The 17,497-nt window shown below is 72.4% G+C and carries 11 protein-coding genes; 9 read left to right on the top strand and 2 right to left on the bottom strand.

Going from position 1 to position 17,497, the window contains the following annotated elements; all coding sequences use genetic code 11:
* Window positions 1-308 precede the first annotated feature (308 nt).
* Window positions 309-2,354 carry an elongation factor G gene (gene fusA / locus ACFC1X_RS02460; RefSeq protein WP_376348057.1) on the top strand — a complete coding sequence of 682 codons (2,046 nt, stop codon included), beginning with the start codon at window positions 309-311 and terminating at the stop codon, window positions 2,352-2,354.
* 57 nt (window positions 2,355-2,411) lie between these two features.
* Here the strand turns inward: fusA and ACFC1X_RS02465 are convergent, their stop codons facing one another.
* On the bottom strand, window positions 2,412-4,229 hold the full coding sequence (locus tag ACFC1X_RS02465; protein ID WP_376348058.1) for a coagulation factor 5/8 type domain-containing protein: 1,818 nt from the start codon (window positions 4,227-4,229) through the stop codon (window positions 2,412-2,414).
* Window positions 4,230-4,493: 264 nt separating this feature from the next.
* Between ACFC1X_RS02465 and ACFC1X_RS02470 the strand changes: the two genes are divergently transcribed.
* From ACFC1X_RS02470 to ACFC1X_RS02485, 4 genes are all read left to right on the top strand, one after another.
* Complete coding sequence (locus tag ACFC1X_RS02470) at window positions 4,494-5,567, top strand: DUF1996 domain-containing protein (RefSeq protein ID WP_376348060.1); 1,074 nt, start codon at window positions 4,494-4,496, stop codon at window positions 5,565-5,567.
* Window positions 5,568-5,653: 86 nt separating this feature from the next.
* Entirely contained in the window at window positions 5,654-7,423 is a 1,770-nt protein-coding gene (locus ACFC1X_RS02475; RefSeq protein ID WP_376348061.1) for a discoidin domain-containing protein, read from the top strand.
* A 44-nt stretch (window positions 7,424-7,467) separates the two neighbouring features.
* Window positions 7,468-9,981 (top strand): glycoside hydrolase family 3 C-terminal domain-containing protein, encoded by a 2,514-nt coding sequence (locus tag ACFC1X_RS02480; protein ID WP_376348063.1) that lies wholly within the window; start codon window positions 7,468-7,470, stop codon window positions 9,979-9,981.
* 54 nt (window positions 9,982-10,035) lie between these two features.
* Complete coding sequence (locus ACFC1X_RS02485) at window positions 10,036-11,076, top strand: LacI family DNA-binding transcriptional regulator (protein WP_355835635.1); 1,041 nt, start codon at window positions 10,036-10,038, stop codon at window positions 11,074-11,076.
* 109 nt (window positions 11,077-11,185) lie between these two features.
* On the opposite strand, the gene ACFC1X_RS02490 is transcribed toward ACFC1X_RS02485, so the two are convergent.
* A complete protein-coding gene (locus ACFC1X_RS02490) occupies window positions 11,186-12,496 on the bottom strand; it encodes an ROK family protein (protein ID WP_376348065.1) in 1,311 nt (436 codons plus the stop codon).
* A 173-nt stretch (window positions 12,497-12,669) separates the two neighbouring features.
* Here ACFC1X_RS02490 and ACFC1X_RS02495 point away from each other — a divergent pair, with 173 nt between their 5' ends.
* From ACFC1X_RS02495 to ACFC1X_RS02510, 4 genes are read left to right on the top strand one after another with little or no spacing between them, the layout of a single operon-like run.
* Complete coding sequence (locus ACFC1X_RS02495) at window positions 12,670-13,986, top strand: ABC transporter substrate-binding protein (protein WP_376348066.1); 1,317 nt, start codon at window positions 12,670-12,672, stop codon at window positions 13,984-13,986.
* A gap of 58 nt (window positions 13,987-14,044) precedes the next feature.
* Window positions 14,045-15,082 carry a carbohydrate ABC transporter permease gene (locus ACFC1X_RS02500; protein ID WP_376348068.1) on the top strand — a complete coding sequence of 346 codons (1,038 nt, stop codon included), beginning with the start codon at window positions 14,045-14,047 and terminating at the stop codon, window positions 15,080-15,082.
* Window positions 15,075-15,929 (top strand): carbohydrate ABC transporter permease, encoded by an 855-nt coding sequence (locus ACFC1X_RS02505; RefSeq protein ID WP_376348070.1) that lies wholly within the window; start codon window positions 15,075-15,077, stop codon window positions 15,927-15,929. Before ACFC1X_RS02500 ends, ACFC1X_RS02505 begins: the two co-directional genes overlap by 8 nt.
* 35 nt (window positions 15,930-15,964) lie before the next feature.
* On the top strand, window positions 15,965-17,323 hold the full coding sequence (locus ACFC1X_RS02510) for a GH1 family beta-glucosidase (protein WP_376348523.1): 1,359 nt from the start codon (window positions 15,965-15,967) through the stop codon (window positions 17,321-17,323).
* The last annotated feature ends 174 nt before the right edge of the window (window positions 17,324-17,497 follow it).

Below are 17,497 nucleotides of genomic sequence, written 5' to 3' on the forward strand. Positions count from 1 at the left end.
CGTCGCACGCCGGAAAACCCGGTGCGCCGACGTCAACGATCTCCCTACACTCACCACGACATCGAGACCGAGTGAGGGGAGCAGGGCCGTGCGTATCCGCACCGCTGCCGTCGTTCCCCCGTCCCGGTACGAGGTGATCCTGGTGTCCTCGGCCCTCCGGTGTCCGCCGCGCGGCCGGCACCGGACGCCCGCGACCGGTCTCTGACGTCCCGTCACGCATGCCCTGAGGGCCGTGGCCCCATTCCGACGTGCCGCCCGTCCCGGGAATCGCGCCGCCCTGCTCGCAGACCAGCGAAAGGCCACCGGCCGTGCGTACCCGTACCAACCCCCTGACCACCATCCGCAACCTCGGCATCCTCGCCCACGTCGACGCCGGCAAGACCACCGTCACCGAGCGGATCCTCTACACCACCGGCACCACCTACAAGCGGGGCGAGGTGCACGACGGCACGACCGTCACCGACTTCGACCCGCAGGAGCGCGATCGCGGCATCACCATCTTCGCCGCGGCCGTCAGCTGTGCCTGGGACGGTCACCGGATCAACCTGATCGACACCCCGGGGCACGTCGACTTCGCCGATGAGGTCGAGCGGTCGCTGCGCGTCCTGGACGGCGCCGTCGCGGTGTTCGACGCGGTCGCCGGGGTGGAGCCGCAGAGCGAGTCCGTGTGGCGGCAGGCCGACCGGCACGGCGTGCCGAGGATCGCGTTCGTCAACAAGATGGACCGGGCGGGCGCCGACCTCGACACGGCCGTCGCCTCGATCCGGGCGCGACTGCACCCCGTACCCCTGGTGGTGCAGTTGCCCATCGGCGCCGAGGACGGCTTCACCGGCGTTGTCGACCTGCTGCGCATGCGCGCGCTCGTGTGGTCCGACGGCGCGGAGACGGCCGAGGAGGGCCCGGTGCCCGACGCCCTGCGCGAGGAGGCGGTCCGCAGGCGGCGGCTGCTGGAGGAGGCGGTGGCCGAACGCCATCCGGCCGCGCTGGAGGAGTTCTGCGACCGGGAGACGCTCACCGCGGACACCCTCGCCGCAGCCCTGCGCGACCTCACGCGCGGCGGCGACGGCGTGGTGGTGCTGTGCGGCTCGGCCTACCGCAACCGCGGAGTCGAACCGCTGCTCGACGCCGTCGTGGCCTACCTGCCGTCACCGCTGGACGTGCCGCCGGTACGCGGGACCCACGACGGCACGGAGGAGGAACGGCCCGCCGACCCGGCGGCGCCGATGACCGCACTGGCGTTCAAGGTGAACGCCACCCCGACGGGACGGCTGACGTACCTGAGGGTGTACTCGGGCACCATCGAGAAGGGAGACACCGTGTGGGACACGGGCACGCGCCGCACCGAGCGCATCGGCCGCATCCTGCGGGTGCGGGCCGACCGGCACGACCCCCTGGAGCGGGCGGTCGCCGGGGACATCGTCGCCGTGGTCGGGCTGAAGACCGCCCGGGCCGGTTCGACGCTGTGCGCGCCGGGCGACCCGCTGGTCCTGGAGCCTCCGGGCGTGGCCGAACCGGTCGTGCACGTCGCCGTGGAGGCCCGGCGCTCCACCGACACCGACAAGCTGGCCGCCGCGCTCGCCCGGCTGACCGAGGAGGACCCCTCGCTGGCCGTGCGGACCGACCCGGAGACCGGGCAGACCGTGCTGTCGGGCATGGGCGAACTCCACCTGGAGGTCGCGGTGGAGCGGGTCAGGAGCGAGCACGGCCTGGCGGTCGCGGTCGGCCGTCCCGGCGTGGCGTACCGCGAGACGGTCGGCGAGGGCGTGACCGGATTCGTCCACCGGCACGTCAAACAGGACGGCGGCGCGGGCCAGTTCGCGCACGTCGTGCTCGACGTCGAGCCCTGGGCGGAGGGCGGTTTCGTGTTCCGCTCGACGGTGACCGGCGGCGGCGTGCCGCAGGAGTTCGTGCGGGCCGTCGAGGCTGGCTGCCGGGACGCCCTGGCCGAGGGGCCGATCGGCGGGCACCCGGTGACCGGCCTCAGGGTCACGCTCACCGACGGCCGGACCCACGTGAAGGACTCCTCGGACACGGCCTTCCGCACCGCCGGCCGGTTCGGTCTCCGCGACGCCCTGCGCGCCTCGGAGATGGTCCTGCTCGAGCCGGTCGTGGAGGTCGCGGTCACCGTGCCCGAGGACGCGGTCGGCGCCGTACTCGGTGACCTCGCCGCGCGCCGCGGCCGGGTCACCGGCTCCGACCCGCGGGGCGGTACGACCGTGGTCACGGCCACCGTGCCGCTGGCCGAGCTGTTCGGCTACGCGACCCGGCTGCGCAGCCGCACCCAGGGCCGCGGCACCTTCACCGCCCGGCCCACCGGCTACGCGCCGGCACCGGCCGCGGCACCGGCACGGTAGCGTCGCCGGGCCGCCCCCGCCCAGCACGGGCGGGGGCGGCCCTCCGGCACGGCGCGCTCAGGGGTACTGCACCACCGTCGACGGCACGGTCGACGTCCCCGACGTGGGCGAACCCGTGTCGTTGATGACGCACTCGTACTGTCCGTTGCCGCCCAGCGACACCACGAGCAGCCCGTGGAAGCGCACCCCGGACCGGTTCGGCGCGGCGAAGCCGTGGTGCTGCACGATGGACGGGTTCACGTTGTAGTAGCAGTAACTGCCCAGGCCCCAGCCCTCGTGCTCGGTGACCTGGTCGCCGACCTTGTAGGCGGCGTAGCCCTTGATCGGGCCGTTCTGGATGGCGGCCTGGTCGGGGGCGTCGTACGCCTTCTCGTTCTGGAAGAAGATCGTGCGGCCCCGCTGGCCGTTCCACTGCACGTCGTACTTGTTGAAGTGCTCGACGAACAGTCCGGTGGCCAGGACGTCGTCGCCGTTGACGACCACGCCGTAGTCGGCTCGGTTGGTCTCCCAGCCGACGCCCTCGCCGTGGTCGGCGCGCCACACCCAGGTGTGGTCGACGACGGTGTGCCGGCTGTTGATCACCATGCTGGTGGTCGCCTTGCCGGGGCCCGCGCCGCCGATCCGGATGAACACGTCCTGCACGGTGATCGGGTTGGCGGAGTGGTCCGCTGACGCGCCCGCGGGCCCGACCTCCAGCAGGGTCGCGGAGTTGACCGGCCCCGCGTCGACGAGGAACCCGGCGAGCCGGACCCCGTCCACGTCGGCGACCTTCAGCGCGGTGACGCCGTTGTCGGGGATGAGCGTGGCATAGCCGAGGCCCAGCACGACCGTGCCCGCGCGCTTCACCTCGACGGTGCCGTCCAGGTGGTAGATCCCCGGCGTCAGCAGCAGGTGCAGGCCCTCCTCCAGCGCCTGGTTCAGCGTGGCCGCCGAGACGCCGGGCTTGGCGACGTAGAACTGGGTCAGCGGGAGCGAGGTGCCGCGCGGGGTGCCGTTGCCCCAGGACACGCCGCGCGCGTTGGTGCGCTTCTCCGGCAGGAAGACGCGGTACGCGTCGCCGTCCAGGTACAGGAACGGCTTCTCCCGGGAGACGGGCGTCGTCTCCAGCGTGGTGTACGGCGGGTCCGGGAAGCTCTGCCCGGGGGCGCCCTCCACGCCGGAGAACACCATGTTCCAGACGGCGTTGAGCCACCCGCCGACCGAACTGTCCCGGGTGTACCACTGCTGCTGCGAGTACGGGCCGACCTGGCCGTCGATCCGGCTGTCGGCGATGTAGCCGCCGCTCGCCCAGCCGTAGCCGTCGGGGGCGAGGTTGAGCCCGCCGCGTACGTGCATGCGCCGGAAGGGCGCCGCCTGCGACACCGCCCAGCGGTTGGTGCCGTTGACCGGGACGAGGGCGAGGTTCTCCGCCGAACGCCAGAAGTTCTGCGTGGCGTTGCCGTTGAACCAGCCGGCGTCGACCGTCACGTCGCCGTTGATGGTGGTGTCGTCGGGGGAGAGGCCGAGTCCGGCGATGGCGGTGTAGAAGCCGATCTGGGCGTTGAGTCCGTTGTACGTGCCCGGCTTGAACAGCAGGGCGTAGCGGCCGGTGCCGAACTGCGCCGACTCCTGCTGCCGGAAGATCTCGTCCAGTCTGCCCTGGATGTTGGCCGTGGACGGGTCGAAGACGATGACGTTCGGCCCGAGGTCACCGCCGCCGGGCAGTGCGCGGGGGCTGTCGCGCGGGACGGAACTGCTGGAGCCGGGGGCCGCGGCGGCGGTCCCGGCACCGGCCAGTCCGGCGAGCACGGGGGCCGCGGCGGCCGCCGAGAGGACGGTGCGCCGTCGCACGCCGGACGGCTCGGGCGCGGGTGAGTGGGTGGGGGAAGAGGGCATGGGGGCGGCTCTCCTTGTTCGGAAAATGAACGAAGTGGGGGTGGGGGAGCGCTCTCTGGGTGTGCATGCTTCATCTGCCCGCACGACACGTCAAGAGTTGCGACCGTTTCTTGTGTGCCGTGTTCAACAAGTAGGCACAGTGGGCCCGTTGGCCCCGCACCTGCCCCTTCTGTCGAATCCCTTGACACCTCTCGTCGCGCGCTCAACACTCCGAGTCGGGAGAGCGCTCTCCGAGAATTTCCCCGACCTTCTCAGGAGGTCTCCATGCCACGGAGATCGAAAGTCCTGTCCGGCACCCTCGTCGCCAGCGCGCTGCTGCTGACGTCGATCGGCGTCGGCACCCTCGCGGTCAACGCCGGTGCCGCGACCCCGCCGGCCCAGTCGCACACCGGGCACACCATGGCGGCCTCGACCGCCTTCTCACCCGAGGACCCGGACGGCGACGGCTACATCCCCGCCAATCCGCCGGTCACCGGCGTCACCCCGTCCACGAAGGAGCCGCCGCACCGCTACTTCCACGAGTTCCAGGCCAACTGCGCGGTCAGCCACACGGCTCCGGACGACCCGATCGTCTATCCGCAGCAGCCCGGCAAGTCGCACGACCACACGTTCATGGGCAACACCACGACCAACGCGAACAGCACGACGGCCTCGCTGGACGCCGGTTCCACCACCTGTCTCGCGCCCGGCGACCGGTCGGGGTACTGGATGCCCACCATGTACGACGGCGACCGGCCGGTGCTGCCGATCGGCCCGCAGGTCATCTACTACAAGGCCGGCGTCACCGACTACACCAGTGTGCGGCCCTTCCCGAAGGGCCTGCGCTACGTCGTCGGCAGCCCGATGCAGAGCGGCCAGGAGTTCCGGAACCACAAGGGGTTCGTCGAGGGCTGGGAGTGCGGCGACAGCTTCTTCAACGTCGACTTCCCGTCCGACTGCCCGGAGCGCCAGGACGTCCAGGTCAACATCCGCTTCCAGGCGCCCAGTTGCTGGGACGGCAGGAACCTGGACACGCCCGACCACAAGAGTCACATGGCGTATCCGGTGGTGAACCCCGGGACCAACAACAACATCTGCCCGGCCACTCACCCGGTCGCCCTGCCGATGATCGAGTTCAAGATGGCCTTCCCGGTCAACGGCGACCTGTCCCGGGTCCGCCTCGCCAGTGGCGCGAGCTACTCGTTCCACTACGACTTCTTCAACGCCTGGGACGAACCCACCCTCAAGGCCCTCGTCGACCACTGCGTCGTCGGCGGCCTCCAGTGCAACGCGCGCGGCTACGACGAGACCCATCCGGAGGCCGGAGCGGCGCTCGACGAGAACTACGAACTCCCCTGACCCCGGCCCCCCACCGAGACCGGCCCGGCCGTCCACGTCCCCGCAACGGCCGGGCCGCCCCACCCGCAGACCGGAGACACACCACCATGAGCCGACCCCGCACCCCCACCCCGGGCCTCGTACCGGCCCGCAGACTCACCGTGCCACTCACCGCCGCCCTGCTCACCGCCTGCGCCCTCACCGCCGTGCCCGCCCAGCAGGCGCACGCCGCCGGCAGCGTCGTGAAGGTCACCGGCGGCCAGGGCAACTGGCAGCTGACCGTGGACGGCAGCCCGTACCAGGTCAAGGGCCTCACCTGGGGCCCCTCACCCGCCGACGCCGACCGGTACATGCCCGACCTCAGGTCCATGGGCGTCAACACCGTCCGCACCTGGGGCACCGACGCGAGCAGCAAGCCCCTCCTCGACTCCGCCGCCGCGCACGGCGTCAAGGTCATCGCCGGCTTCTGGCTCCAGCCCGGCGGCGGACCGGGCAGCGGCGGCTGCGTGAACTACCTGACCGACACCGCGTACAAGGACCAGATGCTGGCCGAGTTCCCGCGCTGGGTCCAGGAGTACAAGGACCACCCGGGCGTCCTGATGTGGAACGTCGGCAACGAGTCGGTGCTCGGACTCCAGAACTGCTACAGCGGCGACGAGCTGGAGCGCCAGCGCGACGCCTACACCACTTTCGTCAACGACGTCACCAAGAAGATCCACGCCGTCGACCCGAACCACCCGGTCACCTCCACCGACGCCTGGGTCGGCGCCTGGCCGTACTACAAGGAGAACGCCCCCGACCTGGACCTGTACGCCGTCAACTCCTACGACGCGGTGTGCGACGTCCGCGCCGCCTGGGACCAAGGCGGCTACACCAAGCCGTACATCGTCACCGAGGGCGGCCCGGCCGGCGAGTGGGAGGTGCCGGACGACGCCAACGGCGTGCCGAAGGAACCCACCGACCAGGCCAAGGCCCAGGGCTACACCGACGCCTGGAACTGCGTCACCGGGCACCGGGGCGTCGCCCTGGGCGCGACCCTGTTCCACTACGGCACCGAGTACGACTTCGGCGGCATCTGGTTCAACCTGCTGCCCGCCGGACAGAAGCGGCTGTCGTACTACGCGGTCAAGCGGGCCTACGGCGGTGACACCTCCCGCGACAACACCCCGCCGGTCGTCTCCGCCTTCGGCGTCGAGGGCGACGCGGGCAAGGTGCAGGCGGGCAAGGACCTCGTCCTCACCACCCGCGCCACCGACCCCGACGGCGACCCGATCGCGTACGAGGTGCTGGCCAACAGCAACTACATCGACCAGAGCAAGCAGCTCACCACGCTCCCCGCGACCGACCTCGGCGGCGGACGCCTGAAGGTCACCGCCCCCGACCGGCCCGGCGTCTGGAAGCTGTACGTCAAGGCCACCGACGGCAAGGGCAACGTCGGAGTGGAGACCCTCTCGGCGCGGGTCGTGCCGCCCCCCGTGGACGGCACCAACGTCGCCCTCGGAAAGCCAGCCACCGCCTCCTCCTTCCAGCCGAGCTACGGCGACTGCCCCTGCCCCGCCGCCAACGCCGTGGACGCCAACCCCGACACCCGCTGGGCCAGCGACTGGAGCGACCCGCAGTGGCTCCAGGTGGACCTCGGCACCCGCACCACGTTCCGGCACGTCCAGCTCCACTGGGAGACGTCCTACGCCAGGGCCTACACCGTCCAGACCTCCGACGACGGACAGAACTGGCGCACCGTGCACACGGTGACCGACGGCAACGGCGGCGTCGACACCCTCGACGTGACCGGCACCGGCCGCTACGTGCGCGTCAACGGGACCGCGCGCGGCACGGGTTACGGCTACTCGCTCTACGAGTTCGGCGTCTACAGCTGACGCCGACGACCGCGCACGGCACGACAGGGGGACGGGAGACCCGGGTGGGGACGAGCGACGAAGAGATCGACCGGCTGCTCGGCAAGCTGACACCGCGCGCCCGCGCGCTGCTGCTCGACGGCGCCACGACCTGGCGCACCAGAGCGGAACCGGCCGTCGGATTGCGGGAGTTGGTGATGTCCGACGGCCCGGCGGGCGTACGGGGCGAGGCATGGGACGAACGCGACACCTCCGTCCTGCTGCCCTCGGCCTCGGCGCTCGCCGCCACCTGGGACGAACCCCTGATCGAGAGCCTCGGCGGCCTCCTCGCCGCCGAGGCCCGGCGCAAGGGCGTGGACGTCCTCCTCGCCCCGACCCTCAACCTGCACCGCAGCCCCCTGGGCGGCCGGCACTTCGAGTGCTTCTCGGAGGACCCCGAACTGACCGGCCGCATCGGGGCCGCACTCGTGCGCGGTGTGCAGTCCCACGGAGTGGCCGCCACCGCCAAGCACTACGTGGCCAACGACTCCGAGACCGACCGTCTCACCGTCGACGTACGGGTGGGCGAGCGGGCGCTGCGGGAGGTCTACCTCGCGCCCTTCGAGGCGGCGGTGGCCGCCGGGGTCCGGCTCGTCATGGCGGGGTACAACGCGGTCGACGGCACCACGATGACCGCTAGTGATCTGCTCACCGATCCGCTGAAGAGCGAGTGGGGCTTCGACGGCGTGGTCGTCTCCGACTGGGGCGCGGTGCGTTCCACGGTGGCCACCGCGTGCGCCGGGCTGGACCTCGCCATGCCCGGTCCCGACAGCCCCTGGGGCGAGGCGCTGGCCCGCGCGGTGGCCGACGGCGTGGTGCCCGAGGCCGCGGTGGACGACAAGGTACGGCGACTGCTGCGGCTCGCGGCGTGGGTGGGGGCGTTGGGGGTGGGGGAGGCGCGCGGAGGCGGTGGACCGCCAGAGGCGCGTGGCGGTGGCGGACCGCGAGCCGGTGACCCACACCCACCCGCGCCCCGCCCGGCCGTCGCCCCGGAGGACAGGGCACTGGTCCGACGGGCCGTCGCCGCCGGGAGCGTGCTGCTCGCCAACCGGGACGTCCTGCCCCTTGACCCCGGAGGACTGCGCACGGTCGCCGTGATCGGCGCGCACGCCGCGCGGACCCGTAGCCAGGGCGGCGGCAGCGCCGGTGTCTTTCCGCCGGACGAGGTGTCCGTCCTCGACGGCATCCGGGCCGCGCTGCGCGGCCGTGCCCGCGTCGTCCACGTCCCGGGCCCCCGGCCGGACGGCCCCGCGCCCCCGCTGGACCACGACGCGTGCACCGACCCGCGCTCCGGGCTGCCCGGCGTGCTGCTGCGGATGCTGGACGCCGACGGCCGCGAGCTGTACGCCGAACGACGGCGCGGGGGACGCCTGCTGGAGCCCCGGCTGGTGCTGGGCGCGCACACCGTCGAGATCAGCGCCCGCCTGCGCCCCCGTACCGCGGGCCGCTGGACGCTGGGCGTGGCCGGCTTCGGCCGGATGAGCCTCGCCCTGGACGGACGGCCGCTGTTGGTCGGCGACTTCCCGCCGCCGACCGACGATCCGGCGGTGGTCCACGTCAACCCGCCCGCCCAGTACGCCGAGGCCGACCTCGCCGTCGGCCAGGACGCCCTGCTCGTGGCCCGCCGCGAGCTGGCCCCCGGCACCGGCCGGGCGACGGTCGTCAGCGCGGCGCCGCCCGCCCCCGACGTCGCCGCGTCGCTCGCCGAGGCCGCCCGCGCGGCCGCCGCGGCGGACGCGGCGATCGTGGTGGTGGGCACCACCGAGCACGGCGAGTGCGAGGGCTACGACCGTACGAGTCTGACGCTCGGCGGCACCCAGGACGCGCTGGTCCGCGCCGTCGCGGCCGCCCATCCGCGCACGGTGGTGGTCGTCAACAGCGGCGGCCCGGTGGAACTGCCCTGGCGCGACGCGGTGGGCGCGGTACTGCTCGCCTGGTTCCCCGGCCAGGAGGGCGGCGGCGGACTGGCCGACGTGCTCTTCGGGCAGACGGAGCCGGGCGGACGGCTGCCCACCACCTGGCCGGCCGTCCTCGCCGACGCCCCGGTCACCCGCACTCGACCGGCCGACGGCCGCCTCCACTACGACGAGGGCCTGCACATCGGCCACCGCGGCTGGCTGCGCCACGGGCGCACGCCCGCCTACTGGTTCGGGCACGGACTGGGCTACACGGCCTGGGCCTACGAGGAGCTGACCGTGCCGCCGGAGGCCCGGGTGGGAGACGCCCTGACCGTGCGGGTGCGGGTGCGCAACACCGGCGGGCGGGCCGGCCGGGAGGTCGTCCAGGTGTACCTCGCCCGACCGGAGTCGGCGGTCGAGCGCCCCGTGCGCTGGTTCGCCGGATACGCGGCCGTCCGCGCGCGGCCGGGGGAGACGGTGACGGCGACGGTGCGGGTCCCGGCGAGGGCGCTGCGCCACTGGTGCGTGGAGGAGGGCGTCTGGTGTACGGAGGGGGGCCGCTGGCGGGTGCTCGCGGGCCGGTCGGCGGGCGAGGTGCCGCTGGTCGCGGACCTGGAGGTGGTACGCCCGGGCATCGGATGAGGGCAGGGGAGAGCGCTCTACCACGCGCCCGACCCCGCCGGTTAAGGTGCGGGCATGAGCAGACAGGCCCCGACCCTGGAGGACGTGGCCCGGGAGGCCGGCGTCTCCCGGGCCACCGTCTCACGGGTGGTCAACGGCGTCCGCAACGTGGACCCCGCCATCCAGGACCTGGTCCGCCGGGCCATCGAACGGACCGGGTACGCCCCCAACCAGGCCGCCAGGCAACTGGTCACCCGGCGCACCACGACCGTGGCGCTGGTCGTCTCCGGCGCGGGCGACGCCTCGGACACCGAGCAGAACGCGTTCGCGACCCGGGTGTTCGCCGACCCGTTCTTCGGCCGTGTCGTCGGCGGCGTCGTCGGACACCTGCGGCCGCGCTCGATGCACCCGGTGCTGATGTTCGCCGAGACGCCCGAGGCGCGGCAGGAGGTGGTGGCGTACCTCAGGCAGGGCGGCGCGGACGGTGCCCTGGTCGTGTCCACCCACCCCGACGACCCGCTGCCCGCGCTGCTCGCCGGGGCAGGGCTGCCGGCGGTGCTCTTCGCCCGGCCCGGGCGTCCGGTGCCGCTCAGCTACGTCGACCTCGCCCACCGCGACGGCGGGCGGCTGGCCGCCGAGCACCTGCTGGAGCGGGGCTGCCGGCGGATAGCCACCGTCACGGGGCCGCTGGCCGTCGCGGCGAGCCAGGAGCGGCTGGCCGGCTTCCGGGACACCCTCGCCCGGCACGGCCACCCGTACGTCCCGGTGGCCGAGGGCGGCTTCACCGTCGACAGCGGCATGGCGGCGGCGGCCTCGCTGCTGGCCGAACACCCGGACCTGGACGGCCTGTTCACCGCCAACGACCTGATGGCGCAGGGCGCCGTCCAGGTGCTGCGCGACCACGGCCGCCGAGTGCCGCGGGACGTCGCGGTCATCGGCTTCGACGACTCCAGCGTGGCCGTCACCTGCCGGCCCCGGCTGACCACCGTCCGCCAGCCGGTGGAGGAGATGGCGGCCACGATGGCCCGCCTCCTCGACGAACACATCAGAGGCGAGCGCACCGCCCCGACGTCGGTGATCTTCGACCCGGAACTGGTGGTACGGGACTCGGCGTAGGCGTCACCTCGCCGTTCCGAGCGCCCGTTCACGCCCCGCGCCCCCGCGTCCCCGCGCCTCCGCGTCCCCGCGTCCCCGCGCCGGGGCGCAACCCACCCGGCCCGAGCCCTCACCCCCCACCCCGCTGCCCCGCCAACCGCCCCCCGAGGGCCGCCCGCCACGCCGGCACCGGCCCGGGGGCGGTCACCGGTGGCCGTCGGCCGCCGCGGGTGAAGAAGGCCGCGAGGGGCAGGGTCGCGGCGCCGACCGTCACCGCGTCGGGGCCGAGGCGGCCGAGGGCGATGCCCACCCGGCCGGCCGGGTGTCGGAGCGCGTGGGCGAGCGAGTGGGACCGTACCGACTCCAGGAAGGACGCGCCCAGTTGGAGTCCGGCCCAGCCGCCCACGACGACCCGCTCGGGCTGGAAGAGGTTGATCAGGTCGGAGAGGCCCGCGCCCAGGTACTCGGCGGTCTCGGCCAGGACCCGCGTCGCCACGGGGTCCGGTGCGCCCCCGTCCCCGGGGCGGGCGGCGGACAGCAGGGCGGTCAGCGCGGCCTCCTCGTCGGCGCCGGGCGGCGGCTGCCCACCCGCCTCCCGCCACCGCGCGAGCAGCGCCTCCGCGCCCGCGTACGCCTCCAGACACCCCCGCGCCCCGCACCGGCACCGGCGCCCCCGCACCCGCACCGTCAGGTGCCCCCACTCCACCGCGCGGCCGCGCTCCACGTCGTCCGTGACGACACAGGCGCCGACGCCGGAACCGAAGAGCACGACCACGGCGTTGTGCGCCCCGCGCCCGGCGCCGAACCACATCTCGGCCTGCCCCAGCGTCTTGGCGCCGTTGTCGATGAACAGCGGCACGTGCGCGGGCAGCCGCCCCGAGCCCCGCAGCAGGGCCTCCAGCGGCACCGCGTCCCACCCGATGGTCTGCCCGTGCACCAGCGTGCCGTCGGCGGTGTGCTCCACGATGCCGGGGACCCCGACGCCGACGCCCAGCAGCTCACCGGAGCCCAGGGCGGGGGCGCCGAGGACCTCCGCGATGCCGTCCAGGATGTGCCCGGCGACGACCTCCACGTCGTACGAGCGCGACCCGTGACCGGGCAACGCCCGCTCCGCCCGCGCCAGTTCGGACATGGACAGGTCGAACAGCTCGACGCGCACCCGGGTCTCGCCGACGTCGACCCCGATCAGGCGGCCCCGGTCCGCCGCGATCCGGACGAGGGTGCGCGGCCGGCCGCCGTCCGCGCCGAGGCTGCCCGCCTCCTCGACCAGACCGTCGGCGATCAGTTCGGCGACCACGTTGCTGACAGAACCCGAACTCAGTCCGGCCGCCGAACCCAGCGCGAGCCGGCTCATCGGCCCGTCGAAATACAACCGTTGCAGAACGGCGGTGCGGCTCTCGCGCCGCAGGTCACGGACGGTTCGCCCGCTGTGCCTGGCCATCCGGCCCCTTCCTTGGGCGCCTCCGCCCGCCCTTCGACCGCGCGCGACACCTTGACGAGTCTTTCTCTCGGGGTTTAACTCACGTCCTAAATTAAGCCATGAGGGGCTTCGGGAAGTACACCGGGGCCGTCCTCGGACTTCACGACCGACTCCCGGAAGGAACCCCAGGAGCCATGCGCAGTATGCGAGCCGCGGCCGTAGGCGCCGTCACCATGTCTCTCGCTCTCGCCGCCTCGGCCTGCGGAGGGGGCTCCTCCTCGGGCGGCGGATCCAACGACTCGCCGAAGGAACTCACCTACTGGGCCTCCAACCAGGGCGCCAGCGTCGAGGTCGACAAGAAGGTCCTCCAGCCCGAACTGGACAAGTTCGAGAAGGAGACCGGCATCAAGGTGAAGCTGGAGGTCGTGCCCTGGTCCGACCTGCTCAACCGGATCCTCACCGCCACCACCTCGGGCCAGGGCCCGGACATCCTGAACATCGGCAACACCTGGAGCGCCTCCCTCCAGGCCACCGGCGCGCTGCTGCCCTGGGACGCGAAGAACTTCGACAAGATCGGCGGCAAGGACCGCTTCGTGGAGTCCGCGCTCGGCTCCACCGGCGTCGAGGGCCAGGACCCGGCGGCGGTCCCGCTGTACTCGATGGCCTACGCGCTCTACTACAACAAGCAGATGTTCGCCGACGCGGGCATCACCAAGCCCCCGGCCACCTGGGACGAGCTGGTCGAGACCGGCAAGAAGATCTCGAAGGACGGCAAGTGGGGCCTCGGCGCCGAGGGCTCCAACCTGTCGAACAACATCCACCAGGTCTTCGTCCTCGGCAAGCAGCACGGTGCCGACTTCTTCACCGCCGACGGCAAGCCCGACTTCACCTCCGACGGCGCCGTCGCGGCCGTCAAGCAGTACGTCGACCTGATGGCCGAGGACAAGGTCATCGCCCCCGGCAACGCCGAGTACGCGCAGAACCAGTCCCTCAGCGACTTCGCCAAGGGCAAGACGGCGATGGTGCTGTGGCAGACCGCCTCCGCCACCTTCAAGACCATGGGCATGGAGGAGGACGAGTGGGGCGTCGCGCCCGCCCCCGTCGCGTCCGGCACCCCCGGCACCGGCAAGGCCACCAACTCCATGGTCGCCGGCATCAACATGGCCGTCTTCAAGAACACCGACAACGTCGACGGCGCCACCAAGTTCGTGAAGTTCATGACCAGCGACGCCGAACAGAAGATCCTCAACGAGGCGTACGGCTCCATCCCGCCGGTCAAGGCCGCCCAGACCGACCCGGCGTTCAACACCCAGGCCACCGCCGTGCTGCGCGAGACCCTCGCCACCAGCGCCGCCGCCCTGCCCCAGGTGCCCGACGAGTCGCAGTTCGAGACCGCCGTCGGCACGGCCGTGAAGGAGCTGTTCGCGGACGCCGCGGCCGGCCGTGAGGTGACCGCCGAGTCGGTCAAGGAGAAGCTCGCCAAGGCCCAGCAGCAGATGCCGACGAAGTGAGCGCGCCCCGACCCCCACGGACCCGCACCGACTCCGACACGACGACACGGATCTCGCCATGACCACCACGACCGCGTCGGCGCAGCCCGGCGAGCGGACGGTCGGCAAGAGCTCCCCCGGGACGGCGCGCGGACCCCGCCGCCGTCCCGGGCGGATCCGCCGCATCGGCCTGCCCTACCTGCTGCTCCTGCCGGCCCTGCTCCTCGAACTCCTCGTCCACCTGGTGCCGATGGTCATCGGCATCGTGATGAGCTTCAAGGAGCTCACCCAGTTCTACATCCGCGACTGGACCGTCGCCCCGTGGACCGGCCTCGACAACTACGGCATGTCGGTCGACTTCGACGCCCCCGTCGGCGAGGCCCTGCTCCACTCCTTCCTCGTCACCTGCGCCTTCACCGTCCTGTCCGTCGGACTGTGCTGGCTGATCGGCACCGCCGCCGCGATCTGCATGCAGGACGCCTTCCGCGGCCGCGGCCTGCTCCGCGCGATCTTCCTGGTGCCGTACGCGCTGCCGGTCTACGCGGCCGTCATCACCTGGGCGTTCATGTTCCAGCACGACAACGGCCTGGTGAACCACGTCCTGCACGACCAGCTCGGCCTCACCGACAAGCCCTCCTTCTGGCTGATCGGCGACAACAGCTTCGTCGCGCTGCTCGTGGTGTCGGTCTGGAAGGGCTGGCCGTTCGCCTTCCTCATCGTCATGGCCGGCCTGCAGAACATCCCCAAGGAGCTGTACGAGGCCGCCGCCCTGGACGGCGCCGGCGTCTGGCAGCAGATCCGCCGCATCACCCTGCCGTCGCTGCGCCCGGTCAACCAGGTGCTGGTCCTCGTGCTGTTCCTGTGGACCTTCAACGACTTCAACACGCCGTTCGTCCTGTTCGGCAAGGCCGCACCGGAGGCCGCCGACCTGATCTCCATCCACATCTACCAGTCGTCGTTCGTCACCTGGAACTTCGGCGCCGGCTCCGCGATGTCGGTGCTGCTGCTGCTCTTCCTGCTCCTGGTGACGGGCGTGTACCTGTTCCTGACCTCCCGGTCCGCCAGGACCCCCCGGGCCGCCCGGGCCTCCCGCGAGAGGAAGACGGCCGATGTCTAGGTCCCCGATGGCGGCGCCGCGCTCCTTCCTCTGGACCCGCCGCGTCTTCCTCACCCTGCTCACCGGCTTCGTCATGCTGCCGGTGTACGTCATGGTCTCCAGCTCCCTGAAGCCGCTCCAGGACGTGTCGAGCGAGTTCCGCTGGCTGCCCAGCGAGCTGACGATCCGCCCGTACATCGACATCTGGTCGACGGTCCCGCTGGCGAAGTACTTCGTCAACTCGCTGATCGTGGCGGGCGCGGCGACCGTCTGCTCCGTCGTGATCGCCGTCTTCGCCGCCTACGCGGTCAGCCGCTACGAGTTCCGCGGCAAGCGCGTCTTCTCGGTGACCGTCCTGTCCACGCAGATGTTCCCCGGCATCCTCTTTCTGCTGCCCCTCTTCCTGATCTACGTGAACATCGGCAACGCCACCGGCATCGCCCTGTTCGGCTCCCGCGGCGGCCTGATCCTCACGTACCTGACCTTCTCCCTGCCCTTCTCCATCTGGATGCTGATCGGCTACTTCGACTCGGTGCCGCGCGACCTGGACGAGGCGGCCCTGGTGGACGGCTGCGGCCCGCTGCGCGCCCTGTTCAAGGTCGTCGTGCCGGCCGCGATCCCCGGCATCGTCGCGGTCGCCGTCTACGCCTTCATGACCGCCTGGGGCGAGGTCCTGTTCGCCTCCGTGATGACCAACGACGCCACCCGCACGCTCGCGGTCGGTCTCCAGGGCTACTCCACGCAGAACGACGTGTACTGGAACCAGATCATGGCCGCCTCCCTGGTGGTCAGCGTCCCCGTGGTGGCGGGCTTCCTGCTCCTCCAGCGCTATCTCGTGGCGGGGCTGACGGCGGGTGCCGTCAAGTGACCGCGACCAACCTTCCCGAACCCGAGAGGACCCACGTGACCATCGACTTCGCCGCACTCCCGCACGACTTCCTGTGGGGCACGGCCACATCGGCGTACCAGATCGAGGGAGCCGTGGCGGAGGACGGACGTTCGCCGTCGATCTGGGACACCTTCTCGCACACCCCCGGGAAGATCGACAACAACGACCACGGCGACGTCGCCTGCGACCACTACCACCGCACGCACGAGGACATCGAGCTGATGCGGCGCCTGGGCACCAACGCCTACCGCCTCTCGATCGCGTGGCCGCGCGTCCTGCCCGGCGGCGACGGCCCGGTCAACGCGAAGGGCCTGGCCTTCTACGACCGGCTCATCGACGACCTGCTGGCGGCCGGCATCACACCGTCCGTGACCCTCTACCACTGGGACCTGCCGCAGACGCTCCAGGACCGGGGCGGCTGGCCCGAGCGCGCGACCGCCGAGCACTTCGCGTCGTACGCCTCCGTCGTCGCCGAACGCCTCGGCGACCGCGTCCAGCACTGGGCCACCCTCAACGAGCCGCTCTGCTCGGCCTGGATCGGCCACCTGGAGGGCAAGATGGCCCCCGGCTGGACCGACCTGACGGCGGCCGTGCGCGCCTCCTACCACCTGCTCCTCGGCCACGGCATGGCCATGCGCGCCATCCGCGACGCGGCCCCGGGTGCCCAGGTGGGCATCGTCAACAACCTCTCCACCATCCACGCCGCCACCGACCGCGACGAGGACCTGGCCGCCGCCCGCCGCATGGACGGCCACACCAACCGCTGGTGGCTGGACCCGATCCACGGCCGCGGCTTCCCGGAGGACATGCGCGAGGTCTACGGCGTCGAACTCCCCGAGCAGCCCAGCGACATGGACCTCATCGGCGCCGAACTGGACTGGCTGGGCCTGAACTACTACTTCCCCCAGACCGTCGCCGCCGACCCCACGGGTCCCGCCCCGCACGTCCGCACCGTCCGCCGCGTCGGCGTCCCGCGCACCGGCATGGACTGGGAGATCGACGCCGGGGGCATCGAGGACCTGCTGCTGCGCCTGACCGGCGAGTACGGCCCGCGCAGGCTCTACGTCACGGAGAACGGCTCGTCCTTCCCCGACGTGGTCCGCCCCGACGGCACGATCGACGACCCGGAGCGCCAGGAGTACCTGACCGCCCACCTCGCGGCCTGCGCCTCGGCCGCCCGCAGGGGTGCCCCCCTGGCGGGCTACTTCGCCTGGTCGCTCCTCGACAACTTCGAGTGGGCGTACGGCTACGACAAGCGCTTCGGCCTGGTCCACGTCGACTACGCGACCCAGGTCCGCACGGTCAAGGGCAGCGGGCGGCACTACGCGGACATCATCCGCCGGGCACGGAAGAGCGAGCGCAAGGCGGCCTGACCCCGGGGTGGGGGGGGGGGCGGGGGGCGGGGCGCCCCCCCCCCCCCCCCCCGGCCCCCGCCCGTACGGCCGATTCGACCACGACCAGTACGTGATCCTGAACCTCGCCCTCGGCGGCGCCTACCCGGCCGGGTGGAACAAGGTCACCAGCCCGTACTGGGGGCCGGTCGGATT

The organism is Streptomyces sp. NPDC056128, from assembly GCF_042263835.1.
Taxonomy (GTDB): Bacteria; Actinomycetota; Actinomycetes; order Streptomycetales; family Streptomycetaceae; genus Streptomyces.

Coding starts and splice junctions, on each gene's coding strand:
- ACFC1X_RS02465 (WP_376348058.1), bottom strand. CDS start 4,229: ATGCCCTCTTCCCCCACCCACTCACCCGCGCCCGAGCCGTCCGGCGTG.
- ACFC1X_RS02470 (WP_376348060.1), top strand. CDS start 4,494: ATGCCACGGAGATCGAAAGTCCTGTCCGGCACCCTCGTCGCCAGCGCG.
- ACFC1X_RS02475 (WP_376348061.1), top strand. CDS start 5,654: ATGAGCCGACCCCGCACCCCCACCCCGGGCCTCGTACCGGCCCGCAGA.
- ACFC1X_RS02485 (WP_355835635.1), top strand. CDS start 10,036: ATGAGCAGACAGGCCCCGACCCTGGAGGACGTGGCCCGGGAGGCCGGC.
- ACFC1X_RS02490 (WP_376348065.1), bottom strand. CDS start 12,496: ATGGCCAGGCACAGCGGGCGAACCGTCCGTGACCTGCGGCGCGAGAGC.
- ACFC1X_RS02495 (WP_376348066.1), top strand. CDS start 12,670: ATGCGCAGTATGCGAGCCGCGGCCGTAGGCGCCGTCACCATGTCTCTC.
- ACFC1X_RS02500 (WP_376348068.1), top strand. CDS start 14,045: ATGACCACCACGACCGCGTCGGCGCAGCCCGGCGAGCGGACGGTCGGC.
- ACFC1X_RS02505 (WP_376348070.1), top strand. CDS start 15,075: ATGTCTAGGTCCCCGATGGCGGCGCCGCGCTCCTTCCTCTGGACCCGC.